This is a genomic window from Shewanella sp. Shew256 (assembly GCF_002196695.1).
GTDB lineage: Bacteria > Pseudomonadota > Gammaproteobacteria > Enterobacterales > Shewanellaceae > Shewanella > Shewanella mangrovisoli.
Genome location: NZ_NAJR01000003.1, coordinates 292,825 through 309,842 on the forward strand (window position 1 = coordinate 292,825; position 17,018 = coordinate 309,842).

Annotated in this window: 13 protein-coding genes and 1 riboswitch; of the genes, 4 read left to right on the top strand and 9 right to left on the bottom strand. The window is 46.5% G+C overall.

What is annotated here, in order from left to right; all coding sequences use genetic code 11:
- Positions 1–63: 63 nt before the first annotated feature.
- Positions 64–1,521 carry an OmpA family protein gene (locus tag B5P39_RS07015; protein ID WP_088210947.1) on the bottom strand — a complete coding sequence of 486 codons (1,458 nt, stop codon included), beginning with the start codon at positions 1,519–1,521 and terminating at the stop codon, positions 64–66.
- Between the two features lie 532 nt (positions 1,522–2,053).
- Here B5P39_RS07015 and B5P39_RS07020 point away from each other — a divergent pair.
- The 3 genes from B5P39_RS07020 to B5P39_RS07030 all read left to right on the top strand — a co-directional run bounded on the left by B5P39_RS07020 (position 2,054) and on the right by B5P39_RS07030 (position 3,785).
- Positions 2,054–2,512, top strand: coding sequence for a hypothetical protein (locus B5P39_RS07020; protein ID WP_088210948.1), 459 nt, complete (start codon positions 2,054–2,056; stop codon positions 2,510–2,512).
- Between the two features lie 649 nt (positions 2,513–3,161).
- Complete coding sequence (locus B5P39_RS07025) at positions 3,162–3,404, top strand: hypothetical protein (protein WP_088210949.1); 243 nt, start codon at positions 3,162–3,164, stop codon at positions 3,402–3,404.
- A 99-nt stretch (positions 3,405–3,503) separates the two neighbouring features.
- On the top strand, positions 3,504–3,785 hold the full coding sequence (locus B5P39_RS07030) for a hypothetical protein (RefSeq protein WP_011718185.1): 282 nt from the start codon (positions 3,504–3,506) through the stop codon (positions 3,783–3,785).
- 495 nt (positions 3,786–4,280) lie between these two features.
- Here B5P39_RS07030 and B5P39_RS07035 read toward each other — a convergent pair whose 3' ends face one another.
- From B5P39_RS07035 to gbpA, 3 genes are all read right to left on the bottom strand, one after another.
- Entirely contained in the window at positions 4,281–6,437 is a 2,157-nt protein-coding gene (locus B5P39_RS07035; RefSeq protein WP_088210950.1) for a S46 family peptidase, read from the bottom strand.
- Between the two features lie 239 nt (positions 6,438–6,676).
- Positions 6,677–7,852: an aromatic amino acid transport family protein gene (locus tag B5P39_RS07040; RefSeq protein ID WP_176399887.1), complete on the bottom strand. Its 1,176-nt coding sequence runs from the start codon at positions 7,850–7,852 to the stop codon at positions 6,677–6,679.
- A gap of 561 nt (positions 7,853–8,413) precedes the next feature.
- Complete coding sequence (gene gbpA / locus B5P39_RS07045) at positions 8,414–9,832, bottom strand: N-acetylglucosamine-binding protein GbpA (RefSeq protein WP_441347610.1); 1,419 nt, start codon at positions 9,830–9,832, stop codon at positions 8,414–8,416.
- A gap of 182 nt (positions 9,833–10,014) precedes the next feature.
- A riboswitch (cyclic di-GMP riboswitch) is annotated at positions 10,015–10,110 on the bottom strand.
- 400 nt (positions 10,111–10,510) lie between these two features.
- On the opposite strand from gbpA, the gene B5P39_RS07050 reads away from it, so the two are divergent.
- A complete protein-coding gene (locus B5P39_RS07050; protein WP_088210953.1) occupies positions 10,511–11,065 on the top strand; it encodes a TMEM165/GDT1 family protein in 555 nt (184 codons plus the stop codon).
- Positions 11,066–11,135: 70 nt separating this feature from the next.
- Here the strand turns inward: B5P39_RS07050 and katB are convergent, their stop codons facing one another.
- The 5 genes from katB to exeM form a co-directional block, all read right to left on the bottom strand.
- A complete protein-coding gene (gene katB / locus B5P39_RS07055) occupies positions 11,136–12,596 on the bottom strand; it encodes a catalase KatB (protein WP_088210954.1) in 1,461 nt (486 codons plus the stop codon).
- Between the two features lie 346 nt (positions 12,597–12,942).
- The gene (locus B5P39_RS07060; protein ID WP_011716040.1) at positions 12,943–13,188 is read right to left on the bottom strand and encodes a YgjV family protein; all 246 of its coding nucleotides are present in this window, start codon (positions 13,186–13,188) and stop codon (positions 12,943–12,945) included.
- 53 nt (positions 13,189–13,241) lie between these two features.
- Positions 13,242–13,679: a PaaI family thioesterase gene (locus B5P39_RS07065; protein WP_011716039.1), complete on the bottom strand. Its 438-nt coding sequence runs from the start codon at positions 13,677–13,679 to the stop codon at positions 13,242–13,244.
- Between the two features lie 108 nt (positions 13,680–13,787).
- Entirely contained in the window at positions 13,788–14,243 is a 456-nt protein-coding gene (locus B5P39_RS07070; protein ID WP_011716038.1) for a hypothetical protein, read from the bottom strand.
- A gap of 129 nt (positions 14,244–14,372) precedes the next feature.
- The gene (gene exeM, locus B5P39_RS07075) at positions 14,373–16,985 is read right to left on the bottom strand and encodes an extracellular exonuclease ExeM (protein ID WP_088210955.1); all 2,613 of its coding nucleotides are present in this window, start codon (positions 16,983–16,985) and stop codon (positions 14,373–14,375) included.
- Positions 16,986–17,018: the final 33 nt, after the last annotated feature.

Sequence of the window (17,018 nt, forward strand, 5' to 3'; positions counted from 1 at the left end):
GCCTGAGATGACTCAGGCGTTGTTGATGAAGCCAAAGTAGTCTTTCAAACTTTTGAAATTGAGCTACTTTTTATCGGAACGTAGCACTAACTCCACTCTGCGATTCAACTTTTGTCCGGCATCATTAGTGTTACTGGCCACAGGGCTGTATTCCCCGTTACCGTGGGCAGTTAATTGGGCCGATGGAATTTTAAACCCGTCACTCAACTGCTTAATCACAGCTGCGGCGCGGCGCTCCGACAGGCTTTGATTGTAACTCCGCTCCCCCTTGTCATCGGTATGACCTACCACATAGAAACTCAACATGGGGTTCTGCTTAAGATAACTCGCGAGAACCTCGAGTACAGGCTTGGACTCAGGCAACATACGCTCACTGTCATAATCAAACAACAATCCCTCTAACGTCGCCTTGCCTGTTTGGCTAATCGCATCGGTCAAGGCATCGAGGTCAATCGCCACACGATCATCCTTCAGACTAGAAAGTTCCATTACCCTGAGCGTAGTATCGGCAGGTGTGCCATCAAAATATCCTTGGGAATAGATATCGAAGTAAACATCTCCCTTGGCGTGACTCAGCTTAAACAGCTGATACTCCTGCCATTCGTCTTCTTTATCATCCTTGATTAATTTGATGGCATTAATCAGGTTATCATCGTCACCGCAGGCCGTACCTTTACAGTGGAACACCCGTTCAGCCTGCAGCTTTTGTGCTGCTGCGGCGTAATTGCTGTTGATTTCAAACAACGAGTAGCTTTCAGGCATGTGATAAGTTATTTGGGTAAGCTTGGCGTCCAGCGATTTGGTTTGATAATCTGCGCCCGAGATCCCCACCAATACAGGCACTTGGGTAAAGTTAGTTTGTTTGTAACTGGTAATATAACTGCCGGGCATGCGCCCTAATAAAGGATGGTCGGTCGCGCCTTGAGCATCGTCACTACGCCTATCTTTAATCTCAATGTCCTTCGGCGCCTGCTGTAAAAAGTCACCATTCGCTTGGATCAAATCCAGCGGCCCAGGGATAGCGTCGAGGATATCGACCTGCAGGTAGGTGTATCTATCCTCCCGATTGACGACATAGATACTGGTGTAAACCTCACCGCGAGAGCCTTTCAGTTTTGCCGCCGCATAAGCACTGTGATAGTCGGCATTCACGCTTTTAAGTGGCTTTAGCTGAGTTTGCATGGCTTGACCATTACCACAGGTGGCGGCCTTGCAGCTAAATAACACTTCAGCATTCAGTTTTTTAAGCTGTGCCAAATAGTTATTGATTACATGCTCGGGACTATATCCCTCTGGCAACTCAACGCTTTGTCGAGTCAATTTCCCCGATACAGGCAACAAATTGAACTTGTCACCATTCACTGCGGTGATAAGCTCAAAGGGCGTATAGTGGATGCGCTTTTCTTCAGGCGATTTGGCGTCAGGAAAGGGAGTAAACAGTGATTCAGCATTCACCGCAAAAGTGGCGACACCGCAGGTCGCAGTCAAAAATACAGCACTCAGTAACGTCTTATGTCCCATAAAAAATCCTTTTCCGTAGGGAAAGTTAGCCCTCGCGAACCAACTAACTAGATAAAAAATAGTGACGGGATAATACGATAAAATTTTTTACCTAGGTATTAAACGACATAAAAGTAATACTTTTTATTGAAAAGGAAATACGGGAAATACTGAGATATCCTTCTTTAAATAGCGTGGAATCACCTCCATCTATACTTGATTCAGCATTGAACAAGCGTTTATATTCCATATCCTTGCTGAACTCAGATAAGCCTTGAACGATCCTTTTAAATCAGTCACTAATGCCATTATTGGTTCTGATGTCATAATCCGACTTCTGTCGCCTTATATTCAAGTCATTTTCCCCTGAGTGTGTTGTAGGCAAATCGAAAGTGCATTATGTTGGTGATTAAAAATGAGTAGTCTATTTTTAAGCTCGATAACTTCCTAGCCTACAGATAGTTAACTGTAAGCATTTTCACAGTTCTAACGAGAAAGTGAGCATAGGAACGAATAAAATAACGTTATGTTCATTTATGAAAAAGGAGTTTTCATGAAGAAATTATTTATCTACTTTGCAAGTGCAGCTTTGTTCAGTGCCAGTACTCTTGCTGATGATTTTGACTATGATGCATTCGTTAAAGCGTATTACCAAGCAGAGGTAATGACTCAGCAATCAAATGCTACAACGGAAAACATTGAACACTATTTATCCTTTCTTACAGATGACGTTGGATATCAGCATTTTCCCAATGCACCCGATGATTCGCGTGAACCAAATGGCAAAGCTATGCTGCGTAAAGGTATGAGCTACTACCTTGGCGTTAACACAGAGTACAAATCGGAACTCATCGACTATCAATATGGTTTCAATGCCGTCTCTATCAAGCAAAAGTTTTCTGCTAAAGGTAAGCGACCAGATGGTTCAGAGTTTAACTACAGCAAAATTGCCCTAGATGTGCTTGAACTTGAAAATGGTAAAGTCTCTATTATCCGTCGTTACAGTGAATAATTCACATAACAAACGCAGCCGACGCTTACTGCGCGGCTGCTTTGAGCGTTAATCTATAGAGATTTTCATTCAAAACTCAGTAATTTGAGCTAAAGAAGATGAAGACACCCATCTTTAAATATTCACAACGACAAGCGTGTTAATATCAGTGAAAATTGCACCAAGATACTGGCCAGATTAAATTGCAACAATGCCAATCTTTACGACCATTGAACTGTTCATCTGGCTAAAATTTTTATGCCCCATTCCATGTTTCGGCTCGTTAGCTCAATCGAAAATACCCACTCCAGTTGCCATACAAATTCTTAACTATTTGCCTAAGTTTGGCCATACCAGAAATCGACTAACAATGTATGGGTATACAGTCATATTTAAATTTAGGTATTTTTGTATGATTTTAAGACAAGAACAGTGCGCACTAACTCCAACCGAAATAAATAAAACTCTATAAAATCAGTTAAATATAGTGACTGAATTTTAGTTAATAGGTTTGGAAAACGCGCATGCGCGTTTTTCCAGATAGTGTATTTGGCAGAAAGCTGATAAATTCTTTGCATACAGATAGTTAACCGTGCGCGTTTTTACTGGTCTAACAAGGTAAATGCGCATGCGCACTAATAAAATGTTATGAGATTTAAGAGATCGAAGTATGGAAGATGAAAAGTATAAGAATTACCTTGGCGATCTCGGGTCAATCACAAAAGAGTATGCGCGCGAAGCAATCAAGGATCATATGGCCGCAAAGGGAACCAATGAGGAAAATTTCAAAACTGGATACATGATGGCGTTCCATCGTGTTGTTACTTTAATGCAACAACAAGCGGAATCCTTTGAAATACCACTAAATGAAATTGGGTTGGCTGATATAGATGAAAATGAATTTCTTAAGTAGCGGCCAGCTCATAACAAGTCAAAGCAGCAAGGCCCTTCGGGCGGGACGCGCTACCGCGCGCCCCTGTTTGAGGCGTTATATACACAAGGAGTACAAGCATTGTTCAATAAATTAATTCCAGTTTCGCTGATAGTTTTGTTATCAGCTTGTGGTGCAACTCAACCACCACCTTATCAAAAAGATAGAAACCCCGTAGATAGAGATCAATATAACGGTGTAGAAGGCATGGCTCAGTTTCAAAAGGATCAGAGTTACTTAGCTAGTAAAGAGCTATCTGATAAATGTAAAAAAGCTAAAATTGACTTAGCAATTGCAGAAACAGAAAAAAATGCTAGTGAAATTAAAAAGCAAAATGCATTAATTAGTAATACGTGCATATAACCATCGCCATCAAAACGCCGCTTTGCGGCTCGACTCACAACAAGTTGCTCGCGTTTGTGCGGGCGTTACCCATGAAATTTTAATCCGAAACAGACGTGTTAGAGCAAAGGGTCTATGACGCTTTCGTCTCAAAACGAGTCACTATCTTCTTTAAAACAAACAGGCCACACCGATGTTAAACAGGAGAACCATGGTAATTAGCGAGACGACCGTCCGCCCCATGGATGGGGCGGTCGAGCATCCACGGATGGACTTGCTGCGCGTCGGCGAGTGAATACCATGGCTCCGCCTCAGCTATACGCTTACGTTAATGCAATGCTTTATACATTAGTTCACTCGAAACGCTTTCAAACCTCTGAAAACAAAAAAGCGATAAACCACATTGGCTTATCGCTTTTTTATTGTCTTGCGATTGCTAGCCAGTTATCACCTAAATCATATGACATAAGCGGCTTTGCAATCATACTTGCCGCATCTGTACGATGCGGAGATGGATTACTTAACGATTTCCATCTCAGCTAATAGATTGTCGGCATTATCTAAATACTTCATCACCCACAGCATATAACGGCTATCGACTTGGATTGAACGGTTAATATTGTCGTCGTACGCCCAGTCACCGATGATGCTTTCATACACGCCATCGAACAGTAAACCTACTAATTCAGCGCGGCCGTTCAGGGTTGGTGAGCCAGAGTTACCGCCTGTTGTGTCTAAGGTCGACAGGAAGTTTACCGGCACAGAATCGATGGCTTTCACATAGAAATCACCGTATTGCTTCTGCTTGATAAGCTCTAACTGCTTTTTCGGCGCATCGAATGGGTCAACGCCAGTGTCTTTTTGCACTATGCCTTCGAGGCGAGTAAAGGGCTTAGCCACTAAACCATCTTTAGGTTCATAACCTTTAACATGGCCAACGGTCACGCGCAGGCTAGAGTTCGCATCTGCGTACACTGGCTTACCTTGCTCACGGTTATAGGCAATGATGGCATCCATATATTGCGGACGTACTTTCATCAGCTCGCCATCTAACTCTTTCTCTTTCTTCTCTTCGCTCATGTTGGTGTCATACATGGCCACGGCGAATTGAATAAAAGGATCTTTAGAGGCTTTGAAATCATCAACGGATTTTTCCATCCAAGCTAAACGCACATCTTTGTTGCCCAGCTCGGTTTTGGCGTACATTTTGTCTAAGGTTTTCGCCAGTTTAGCTTCGTTAACCTTTTTATCGATACCAAAGGCTTTATCCATAGCAGGTAAACGCTGCGCCTCAGGTAATGCGGCATAACGTTTAAGCATATCCAAGAGTACGGCCTTATCCACACTTGGCGCATAACGGCGGTCGATACGTTCCATGCTCGCCTTGAAACGCGTCATATCGCGGTCTTGGAAGCCGGGTTCGCGTTGCATATCAGGCAGTTGCTTCTCATAGGCTAAACGGTACAGGTTGGTCGCCGTTGGCACCATAGTAGTGTTGCCAATGTAGCTTAAAATCATATCCCGTTCTTGATGGGCTTTGCTCTTGGCGATCAGCGCGTCTAATTCGCTTAAGGTTTTACCGTATTTGGCTTCGCGGCTGCCGTCTTTAGCAATCCATGCAGCGAGCTCGGCTTCACGGGCCTTGCGGTCGGCTAACATGGTGGATTTGCCATAAAACTCGATCATAGAGGTAAAGTTTTTAGCGTAGTTCGCTAAGCCAGCGATTTGGCTCTCGTACTTAATGCGCTCGTCGCTGCCTTCTGGCGCGGTTTCTTTAATGATTTCAATAAAACGTTCGCGCAGCATCTTGCCTTCTGGGTAAGCCCATTCGAACTGATTTTGCACTTCGTTCGCGGTGCGGTATCTGTTGGTACGGCCGGGGTAACCCGCCACCATCACAAAATCCCCTTCACTCACGCCTTTGGCCGAAACTTTTAAGAAGCTCTTTGGCTCGTACGGCACGTTGTCGGCGCTAAATTCGGCAGGTTTACCGGTTTTAGACACATAGGCGCGGTAGAAAGAAAAGTCGCCCGTGTGGCGCGGCCACATCCAGTTATCGACGTCACCGCCGTATTTACCAACGCTGCCCGCAGGGTTATAGACTAAACGTACGTCGCGGATTTCTAACTGTTTTACCAGATAGTATTCTAAGCCACCGTGGAAGCTATACACTTGGCAGCGGTAGCCTTCATCCTTTTCACACTCGGCAACGAGTGCTTTTTCTTGATTCTCAACGCCTTGATAAAACTCACGGCCCGTTTTGTTTTCAAGCCCTGCGTTAACGCGCTCAGTCACGTTGGTCACATCTTCGGTGACATAAACGCGAGAACCTGGCGCCGCGGGTAATTCATCGGCAAAGGTCTTAGCTAAGAAACCGTCCTGTAACAGGTTTTTCTCTGGAGTCGAGTTGTATTGAATCGAACCATAGGCGCAGTGGTGGTTTGTCACGACTAAGCCTTTTGGCGAAACAAAAGATGCCGTACAACCACCTAGGCTAATCACGGCATTCATGGGGAATTCGGTCAATTTGGAAATCGATTTTGCATCAATCTCTAAGCCTTTCGCTTTCAGCTCATCGGCCATTGCGGGCAATTGGTGTGGCTGCCACATGCCTTCATCGGCATGGGAGGCAAAACTCGCCGCCACGGCAACTGAGAGTAACCATTTTTTCATTATCTTAAGTCCGTTTTAGGTGAAGAAAGCCGAGCGCTTGCGAGGCCATTTCTTATATTTATTGGGATTACATGCCGCTTTGGTTAACGCTAAAAAGCAAAAAGTCAGGCACTGGGCCTGACTTTAGCATATCGCACGCACTCTATAACAGAGTTAGAAAAATTCGCTTACAAAGCAAATACATTCAACATAGTTTATCGGTTTAACTCTGCCGTATCAGCGCGCTAAACGGCCTTCAGTTACAGCGCGACAAATAACTGAGCGCCGATAATCACCGCCCCTAGCAGACCCGCGATCCCGAGGGCAAATGTGCCGCCGGACACTTGATATCCCTGCGGCGCAGCTTGGCGCTGACGCAATGCCATCACGATCGGCAGGAAGATAATCATCACCACCAGCGGCACGGCGGCAAACCCTAATACCGCAACAAAACCTTCGGGAACATAGAGCGCACACAACAGCGGCGGCACAAAGGTTAACAGCCAGGTTTGAGCGCGGCCGAGGAAGGTCTTCTTCGCGCGGGTCAGTTCGGCCACAAAATCATACAGACTTAAGGTTACCCCAAGGAAAGAGGTGATTAAGGCTAAATCCGCAAACAGCGAAATACATTTGCTGATCCAAGGCGTGTGGGCAATCTCTTGTAATGCACTGATAAGCGCAGGTAAAGAGCCGTTAAAGCTGCTGACTTCAGTGCCACCGACTGTGCCTAAGGTCACCAATAACCAGAAGATATAACAAGCGAGTGGAATGGTTGAACCGATGAGCAATACTTTGCGCAGTGAAACGGCATCGCCATCTAAATAACGCACTAAGGTCGCGATACACACGTGGAAACCGAAAGAAGTAAACACTACAGGAATCGCCGCCATCCAACTACTGGTCATGGATTCGGCCACTGCACTGGTTGCCATACTCGAGATACTGACTTCGGGTAACAGGAACAGCACGACCACAATCAGCAATAAAATCATCAGCGAAAACAAGAAACGCGAGGCTTTATCGACCCAAGCCACCCCTAAGGCCGCAAATCCACCCAGCACTAAGGTAAACAGCACGACCGCAAGCTGGTTGTCTAACACGAGGTCGAACATATTTTTGGCTTTAAGCACTAACAGCGATGAGCCGCCCGTCAAATACGCTGCTGTTAAAGCAAAGAGTAAACTGAGAAAGGAGGCGCCTTGCACCATTTGGCCTTTCTTACCGAGGAGTTTGCCCGTGATGGCGTGGACGTTATCACCGACGCCAGAGCGCAGGTTAATTTCAAGCATTAACAATGAGGTATAGGCTGACAAGCCCCAAATCACCACCATTAATAAAATGGCTGGCACCATGCCTAAAGCGGCTGTGGCTAAGGGTAAGGCTAACATTCCCGCGCCAATGGCGGTCCCCGCGACAATGGCTATCGAGCCTAACATTTTTGAATTCACACAATTATCCTGTTCAAGTATTAATTATTATTTTTAAAGGTTTTTTGAGTAGATTTGAAGGATAAAGCCTTGCGCACTCTGTGATTAAGCCAACAGCAATCTCAAACGAAAAGCGTCACTAAACTTAAAGCATCCAATCCGATCTCAAAGAGCAGATCAATTGGCCCCAATAGCTTTTGAATATTTCAACCCAGTCGCCATTGAGGCTAACTAAATCGTTTGCAGAAAAGTGACATTAATTTCAACCGTGATTGCCTTAGCAAAGCAGCGACATCGCGCGTAATAGAAGATAGCTAGGGACATTAACAGAGCCTATCCCAGCGGGCAAGCCAGTTATAGACAAAGATGACGCCGCTTTAGCTATCCGAAGAGGAAATGTGAGTAAAAGATAAAAAATCGAGGCGGATCTGTTATCAAAACAATAAACCCTGCAACACCTGTGGCATTGCAGGGGTTATCTATTGGCTTTGCGATTCGCTCACGGGGATACGGGATTGCGCTAACGCCGAGTAACGCGGCTCACAATCCCCTCATTCCCCTGCTAACGGGTTACAGCTCAGTCCAGGCCATAGCCCAAGAGCCGCCGACACCCGGTTCAAACCCAGTTGCCGTTGGCGACCATTGCATGCAATAACCACTGTAAGGCCAAGGTTTACATTGATAGACCTTGCCTGTTTTAGGTTGCAGCACTTTAGTACCCGCCACATAGTTTTTAATGCCCTCGGGGAAAACAAAGTCGGCATCCGGGGCTGTGGCTTGATCCTTTAAGAACAGATCGAAGTTTTGCTGGATAACTTCACCTTGCTTAGGCTCGCCCTTCACCTGTAAGTGATAATGGCCCGCCTTTGGCGCAACAACATCCAGCGCTAGACTCGCGCTAGTATTATTGACCGCTTGCGTGACATACCCTGCTGCAGTGCCATCGTGGCTAAACAGGTAAGCCGAGACCTGCATATCCGCATTGGTGCTAACATCGAAACTGACCTGAGCGGCACCATCGACAATGGTGTAATCATCGGCGAGTGACGTGACATCAAGCTGATTGCCCGGCGCAGGCGCAATATCAAAGCTCACTTCCACTCGCTCTAGACCCGAATTTGGCGCGGCATAAATCTCATTTTTACCATAAACGGGCGAGATCACCCCAGAGGCATTCTTCTGCCCCGCCTTAAGTTGTGGCTGCTGGGCATTAATCGCGCTGGCTAACAGGAATGGCCAATTTTGCTTGGCTCCTTGGGTGGCATCGGCAATGGTTATCTGGGTTTGCTTGGCTGTTTGCTCACCGTTGGCGTCAAACACCCGCGTCATCACCTTATCACCCGCCTTAAGATCGAGTGACGGATTAATATCACCAATATTGGTCCACTCGCCCGGCACCACGGAGCCAGAGCTAAAGTTCACATCGATGGCATTGTAGAAGCTGTTAGTGGTGTCCCCCACTTCCCACACGGCCAAAATCACGTGATAACCGGTTCTGCCTTCAGGCACATAACAGTTATGTGTCACTAACTTAGGCGGCTGCACCATGCCACCATCGACCACACAGAAGGGCGCTAAGTCAAAACTTGCACGGCTCAACGCTTGATTTTGATCCCACCCTTGGCGAGTTAAATAGTAACGCCAATTGCGGGTCACATGGTTAGCGGTGAACTGCCAAGAAAAGTCATTCCAACCCGACTTGATATCACGCTTAGACCAACGACTTGGGCTCTGTTCATCCAAGGGAGAAAACGCCCCGTTGGCGGCGCTGGCAATTTTACCGTCGGCAGGGCCTGACTCAGGAAAACCTGATGGACCTTCAACACTTTGCGGTTCCCACTGAACGGCGCCGCAGTTTAAATTGCTGCCGGTTTTACAGGCGTACGAGCGTGACTCAGGTGATACGACATAACCGTGGGCCGACGCCGTTTGGCTGACGAGGGCACTCGTGGCGCTTAAAGCTAAGGCAATTAGGCTTAAGCGAGCCAGTTGCGGACGTTTGAGTTTAGCGTTTGTGATTGGTGAAAAAGCAGTTTGATGTTCCACTTTAATGTACTCCGTAGGGTGCCTTTCTCGATGAGATTGGCATAGGTATAAAAGTGGTATTTAGGCAAAACAGCATTAAGCAAAGCCGTTTATTTTTCAAAGAATTGAAAGCATTAAATCAATTCAGAGGCAACCCCGCTATCTTAGTTACAACATCCCTTTACAACCTTAGACCGGAGGCTTTGCGTCCTAATTTTTCAATTAGTTTGCCAAATACGGTGGTTCTCCATTCAAGTTAACAATATGTAACTTAAATTGAGACAGGGCTAACCTAACAACAAAAGACAACGCTGTCAAAAATTAAAATGTTACAATTCAATGTATTACAAAACGTCGAGCGGTATTTTATTGGCGTCTGTCAGATTATTTGCCCTCTGACTTGATGAGTTTAATCTTGAAACCATGTTTCACTTGGGTATAATGCCCTCCTCGCTTCGGGGGAGTAGCTAACTGGATTTCGAGCCATCGATATTCAGGGTGAACATCAACATACTTGGCCGCATGCCATGGTGTTCACAGCAAATCATCGATTTGTCCTGCAAGACCTGAGCACAGTAACCGCACCTAGGGGTGGACGGTCTATTGTGCTTATGTCAAAAACCACCCCTAAAAGGATCACACTTGGAAGCGTTACTCGCCTCAACCTTTACGGTTGCCATCGCCGAGATTGGCGATAAAACTCAACTGCTTGCCCTATTGCTCGCTGCAAGATTTAAAAATAAAACCGCGATTATTTTGGGTATTTTACTCTCAACCCTATTTAACCATTTTGCCGCCGCTTGGCTTGGCCAATGGGCGATTAACTGGGTAAGCCCAGATGTAGCACGCTACTTGGTTGCCGCTTCCTTCTTTGCGATTGCGCTATGGGTGTTAATCCCCGATAAAGTGGACGCCGAAGAAAGCCGTTTCTATAAGATGGGGCCTTTTATCGCGACCTTTATTCTGTTCTTTATTGCCGAGATGGGCGACAAAACCCAGATCGCGACTGTCGTATTAGCCGCTAAATACGATGCCTTAGCCATGGTGGTTGCAGGTACCACTTTGGGTATGTTGCTGGCGAACGTCCCAGTGGTGATTGCAGGGCATTTTAGTGCCGAAAAACTACCGATGAAGTGGATCCATAGAGGTTGTGCGATTTTATTCGCCCTATTAGGTGTCGCAACGCTAGTGCTTTAACTAATTGATTAAAATTAAGTAAACAAAAAGGCCAGTGATAACACTGGCCTTTTTTATGGGTTGATTAAGCTTATAACCCGAGTGCAGTTTGGATCCGTTGACCGTAATCCGCATCGGCCTTGTGGAAGTGTGCCAGCATACGTTGCTGTACATCCAAACTCGCCTGACGCAGTGAGCCAGAAATCGTTTCCACTAAGCGCACTTTCTCTGCTTCGCTGAAGATACGATACAGGTTACCCGCTTGCGTGTAATCATCCTGATTGTAACGGCTGTAACGCGCCGCTTCGCCATCTAAACGCAATGGTGGCTCGGCAAAGTTAGCCGGTTCAACTAAAGCCCCCGCAGTGCTGTTTGGACCATAGTTAGCCGCGGCATCACCACCAGTTTGGCTACCATGGTATGGGCATTGCGTTCCCGCCATGGCCCCCGCACGTTGGTGATGATTCGCTTTAGTCGCATGTGGGCAGTTTACTGGTAACTGGTTGTAGTTCGCCCCAATACGGTAACGCTGCGCATCGGCATAGGCGAATAAACGTGCCTGTAACATCTTATCGGGCGATGCGCCTACACCTGGTACTAAGTTGCTCGGTGCTAATGCCACTTGCTCGACTTCGGCAAAGTAGTTTTGCGGTAAACGATTCAGCTCTAACACACCAATCTCAATTAACGGGTAATCGCCATGTGGCCACACCTTAGTTAAATCGAATGGGTTGATATGGTAAGTGTTGGCGTCGCTCTCAGGCATAATCTGTACGTTCACAGTCCAACGAGGGAAGTTACCGTCAGTCACTGCTACCACCATATCGCGCTGGGATGAGTCAGGGTCGATACCCTTTAACTTATCGGCTTGCTCATTGGTTAAGTTCACCACGCCTTGCTGCGATTTGAAGTGGAACTTCACCCAGAAACGCTCACCTTTAGCATTCCAGAACGAGAAAGTATGCGAACCATAACCATGCATTTGGCGGTAGTTTGCCGGAATACCACGGTCAGACATCAGAATCGTCACTTGGTGCATGGCTTCAGGGTTTAATGACCAGAAGTCCCACATAGCTTGTGGATCTTTCAAATTAGTCAATGGGTTACGCTTTTGGGTATGGATAAAGTCTGGAAACTTAATCCCATCACGCAGGAAGAAGGTCGGCGTGTTATTACCCACTATGTCGTGATTACCACGAGCGGTATAAAAGCGCAGACCAAAACCACGGGGGTCGCGCTCGGCATCGGCAGAACCCATTTCACCGCCCACGGTAGAGAAGCGTACGAAGGTTTCAGTTTGCTTACCAACACCGTTAAAGTGATCGGCAATGGTGTATTCACTTAAGTCTTTGGTCAGGGTGAAAGTACCGTATACGCCAGTGCCTTTGGCATGCACAACACGCTCAGGAATACGCTCACGGTTAAAGTGGGCAAGCTTTTCAATTAAATGCCAATCTTGCAGTAGTAATGGACCACGCTCGCCCGCTGACAATGAGTTTTGATCGTCAGCAATTGGAGAACCGCTTTGGCTTGTTAAATACTGTTGACTCATACCTTGCTCCTCATTCTTGATTGGTGTTAACCCAAGATTCAATTAAATCGTAAATTGTGGCCATGGCTTATCTCCTTGGCGGGGCGACGTTTTGTCGATGGAGTTAGAATAGACAAAGATAAAAATTCAATAAAACGATTAATATAGATTCAAACAATCTACATTTCAGATTAACGAAGAGTGCTTAGATCATTCAGGGAGTAAAGTTCACTCCCCGTATGCGATGAAATAGCCAGTGACAGAATAAAGAGTATGCTAGCCGTAACGCAAACCGACTTGGCAAAAATGAGAACTCGAGCTTAAGACAAACTTAAAAAATACTTCAATTGATTCAAAGTGCTACATATTACTCATTGACAGAGGCCGCCTGTTCGCGATAGATGACGACCAAATAATAGGCATCGATTATCACGATAAAAAAGTTAACCGCCGCCACCGGGTAAGCTTGTATCGCTACCCCATAGGCAACGAATAATGCTGACCCCAGCAAGTTCCACCAGCGTAGCTTTTTGATGTTAGACATCATCAAAGAGATGGCCACCACCACAGACGCTAAATAACCAACCCATTCCCACATCATTGCACTATCCATATCACGTCCTTATTTATCGATTGATACAACTAAAACAGGTTGGTTGAGCCCTCTTAGCGTTTTACTACCGCCGCCGTCATCCGTGAAATACAGGTCAACTCCCCTGCACTATTATGGATTAAGATTTCCCACACCGAACTGCGTTTTCCCAAATGAACTGGTTTAGCCGTCGCTGTCAGTACGCCATTACGCGAAGCGCGTAAATGGTTGGCGTTAATCTCTTGTCCAACACAATAATATTGCTCGAAATCCACCGCAAAGTTTGCGGCGTAGCTGGCAACCGTTTCGGCCAGCGCCACGTTCGCGCCGCCATGAACTATGCCTAAGGGATTATGTACGGCGGGCGTGGCAGGCATAGTCGCCTTCATATAGTCATCGCCAATCTCGCTGATCTCAATCCCGAGAGTCTGCATCAGGGTGCCTTTGCCCCCCATACCAGCATCTAAACGGGCACAATCCTCTAAGGTGACAGGTCTAAACCAAATACTCATTTCAACATCCTAGTAAAGAAAACCAGCTAGCAGTTTACTAAGAAGTGACTGAAGTTCAACACATAAGCATTGGCTTAATCAGCATGAGATGGCAAGGAGTCACTACGCCTAAGTTAACCAATGCTTTGTGACAGCCAAACGACTAAACCAGACTAAAAACAGCCCCCACAGGATCACCACACTCGGCATCATAAGCGCATCGCTGCCTAATACCGCTGCCGCCTGCTGAATCCCAAAGACATAGCCCATCTGCACCAATACGGCGACCAGAGACGCGAGCAACACTTTATAAGAGAAAGCTTTTTTAACGAGTAACAACAGACAACCGATAACGCCAGAAACCACCGCAAAACCAAACACAAAGTCGAGCCAAGCGGGTGTCGATTCATAGAGCTTTATTTGATCTGGGCTCATCTGCGCCATAGCCTCAGGCGTCATGGTCATTTGAATAACAAATGCCAATAAACCCATGATGTTCCATAACAAACTGATGAGTGCGACAAAGTAAAACCACAGTGGCGCTTTCGCCACTTCGATTGAATGGTAGGAGCCTGTCACTGCCATCTTCTCTTCTCCGTTTGACAAACCTTCTCGGCATTTCACCCGATTCGAGCCATAAAAAAGGGATGGTAAAACCATCCCTTAGCTCTGAGTTTAGCTCACAAACTTAGCCGTGAACGTGCAAACTCTCGATTAACGGCGACGGCGTTGCAGGCCGAATAGGGATAGTAAGGCTAAACCTAAGTATCCTAATGCACCACCATCATCCTTTGGCTTTGGCTCAGGTTTTGGTGGCTCAACCGGCGCTGGGTAGCTCAATGCCACAATCACAGGGTCATGGTCAGAGGCTGAGAAAGCATTCTCAGATTTGGCCAGTTCGCCAGAGAATTTTTTGCCGTATTCAAACAGGTTAGATTCAACCGAGTTGATATGCCAATCTTCGATATCCACTAAACGCTTGGCAAGACTAGTGTTTGCTAAGGCATGGTCTAGGTTACCTAACTCACCGTTATAGCTGTATGAGTAAGTACCAGCGCCATGGGCCTTGGTATTGAGGTTAATTAGGCCATAGCCCTTCTCAATCTTGCTACCTTGGCGCTCAAACACTTTGCCATCTAAGGTAGTCCATGAGGCCGTCATGATATCGCGCTCAGACTTGCTCGCATCGTAATCGGTCAGTACGCGGATTGGATCTTCCATACCGTAGGCATTCATATCACCAATCACCAGCAGATCGCCCTTAACGTCTTTTAAGGCTTCGCCGAGCACTTTAGCCGCCGATACACGGAAGGCGTTACACTTGCCCTGTTGATCGGCTGGATCGACTGACTCTTCGAAGTTAACCCAATCTTCTAAACAACCTGAACCTTTTGATTTCAGATGGTTAACAACAACTGTTAGGTTTTCATCATGGATCTTAAAGGTTTGCGCTAAGCTGTGACGTTGATAAGCATCGTTACCTGGGTTGGTCTCAGTTTTACCGTCTTTAGTGCGAGTCACACTGCCTGCAGTTGCGTGTTGCTCAGGGGTATCAATCGCACGAGCCGCACCCGCTAAGCTCACTTTGCCTGCGCGGTAGAGCATACCCACAGTAATGGCATCGCTACCGAAGTACTTACCGTCGTATTTATCTTCATCGGTGATTTCAACGAAACTATAAGCGTTTTCAGCAGTTTGCTTCTCGTTTAAGGCATCGACTAAGTTCTTAATCGCGCTCTTTTCACCAAAACCGTTGTTAGCGATTTCCATTAAACCGACGATATCGGCGTTCATGGCGGTAATCGCGCTGACGATTTTCGCACGTTGCAGCAGCATTTCTTCTTCGGTTAATGCGCCGCGGTTACTGCCCGATGGGTTAGTATCTCCGCCAACAACATCGTTAAAGAAGTTCAGCACGTTAAAGCTAGCAACACGGATATCGCCCTTAGTGGCCACACTTGGCGCGTCGGTTCTATCGTCACCGCGGATAAAGTCGCCAGCGGTAATAGTATTGGTTGCCACTAAACGGTAGGCGCCATAGCTGTAACCTATCACCCCTTCGAGGTTGGTCAGTTGGTCGCCCACACGGATATAACCGGTTTCGACGTTAAAGTCAGGGAAGTAAGGGATAACACCGTCGGCTGGCTTGTAGTCAGATTCGATAAACAGCTGATTTTCAAGGTTAGATTTAACTAACGCCGTCGCTTCTGGTGACAATGCTGGATAGAGCTGAGTCGGCTTCATCAACGGCGCCTTGTAAGACACCAGCATGTTATTACGACGGCCCGCATAATCGTAACTGAAGGTACGGCTGATCTTCAGATCGCTACCCGCATCCAGCTTCACGTTCATGCCTTCGTAGCGCTCTAATGCCTGCGCTAAGGTTTCGCCGTCGGCTACGTAGAATGGCGCAGCAGCAGGGACTTCGCCCTTAGCACCGACTTCGAATTTCTTATCGGCTTTAATATCGATTTGGGTTAGGCCGAAGTATTCCTTCACCTTACCCTGAACGCAGACTTCAACGCCTGGTTGAATCGCTTCTGGTGGATTCTCACCTAAAAACACGAACACACCGTCGGAGGTGTATGGCGAGTTATCGCCTTTCACTTCTTGGAGGTAGAAGCCTTTAAATAAGCTTTCGCCACGGGCGGTCACTACGCCGCGAACCGTCACTTCGGTTTCAGACTCGAATGCGCCTTCAGGTACATAAGGGCTGGATTCACCCGCACCTTGGACTTGATAAATAGGGACGATTTTCGCACCGCTACAGCTAAAGACAGGGGTTTCAGGCTCAGTCGCAGCTTCTAGCGAACCTAAACCGGTGAAGGTGTCCTTAGGTAATTGTTCCCACTGGGCAGGATTAAAAACAGTGTTGGCGACTAATGAATCGAGTTTACGCTGCAGGGTGACATCTAGGCCCCATCCTGTTGGCGTGGGCACATCTCCGATAATATCGACTACGGCACCATCTTTAACTAAGGCAACCGCATCACCACCGTTAAAACTTAAAGTACCCGAAAAACTATCGACACCTTGAGGCAGGGTAATGACTGCGCTTGAGTTTAAAATTACTTTCGTGGATTTTGGCGCAATACTTTGTCCATCTAATGCTTGCATATCTAAAGCATCAGTGGCGCCATCTTTATAACGAACGAGTTTATAACCCGCCAGATCAATTGCCGTATCACCGCTGTTATACAATTCGATAGCTTTGTTGTTCGAGCTACCTTCAACATATTCAGTGATCATCACATCAGCGCTTGCCATCATTGGCAAAGCTGCGGCCACAGCTAAAGAAATAGCCGTTAACTTATTAACATTATCCATATTATCAACCCCATTATTATAATATCGCCGCTA

Bases quoted from the DNA above. Each gene is read 5' to 3' on its own strand.
- B5P39_RS07015 (WP_088210947.1), bottom strand. From the start codon at position 1,521: ATGGGACATAAGACGTTACTGAGTGCTGTATTTTTGACTGCGACCTGC.
- B5P39_RS07020 (WP_088210948.1), top strand. From the start codon at position 2,054: ATGAAGAAATTATTTATCTACTTTGCAAGTGCAGCTTTGTTCAGTGCC.
- B5P39_RS07025 (WP_088210949.1), top strand. From the start codon at position 3,162: ATGGAAGATGAAAAGTATAAGAATTACCTTGGCGATCTCGGGTCAATC.
- B5P39_RS07035 (WP_088210950.1), bottom strand. From the start codon at position 6,437: ATGAAAAAATGGTTACTCTCAGTTGCCGTGGCGGCGAGTTTTGCCTCC.
- B5P39_RS07040 (WP_176399887.1), bottom strand. From the start codon at position 7,852: ATGTTAGGCTCGATAGCCATTGTCGCGGGGACCGCCATTGGCGCGGGA.
- katB (WP_088210954.1), bottom strand. From the start codon at position 12,596: ATGAGTCAACAGTATTTAACAAGCCAAAGCGGTTCTCCAATTGCTGAC.
- B5P39_RS07060 (WP_011716040.1), bottom strand. From the start codon at position 13,188: ATGGATAGTGCAATGATGTGGGAATGGGTTGGTTATTTAGCGTCTGTG.
- B5P39_RS07065 (WP_011716039.1), bottom strand. From the start codon at position 13,679: ATGAGTATTTGGTTTAGACCTGTCACCTTAGAGGATTGTGCCCGTTTA.
- B5P39_RS07070 (WP_011716038.1), bottom strand. From the start codon at position 14,243: ATGGCAGTGACAGGCTCCTACCATTCAATCGAAGTGGCGAAAGCGCCA.
- exeM (WP_088210955.1), bottom strand. From the start codon at position 16,985: ATGGATAATGTTAATAAGTTAACGGCTATTTCTTTAGCTGTGGCCGCA.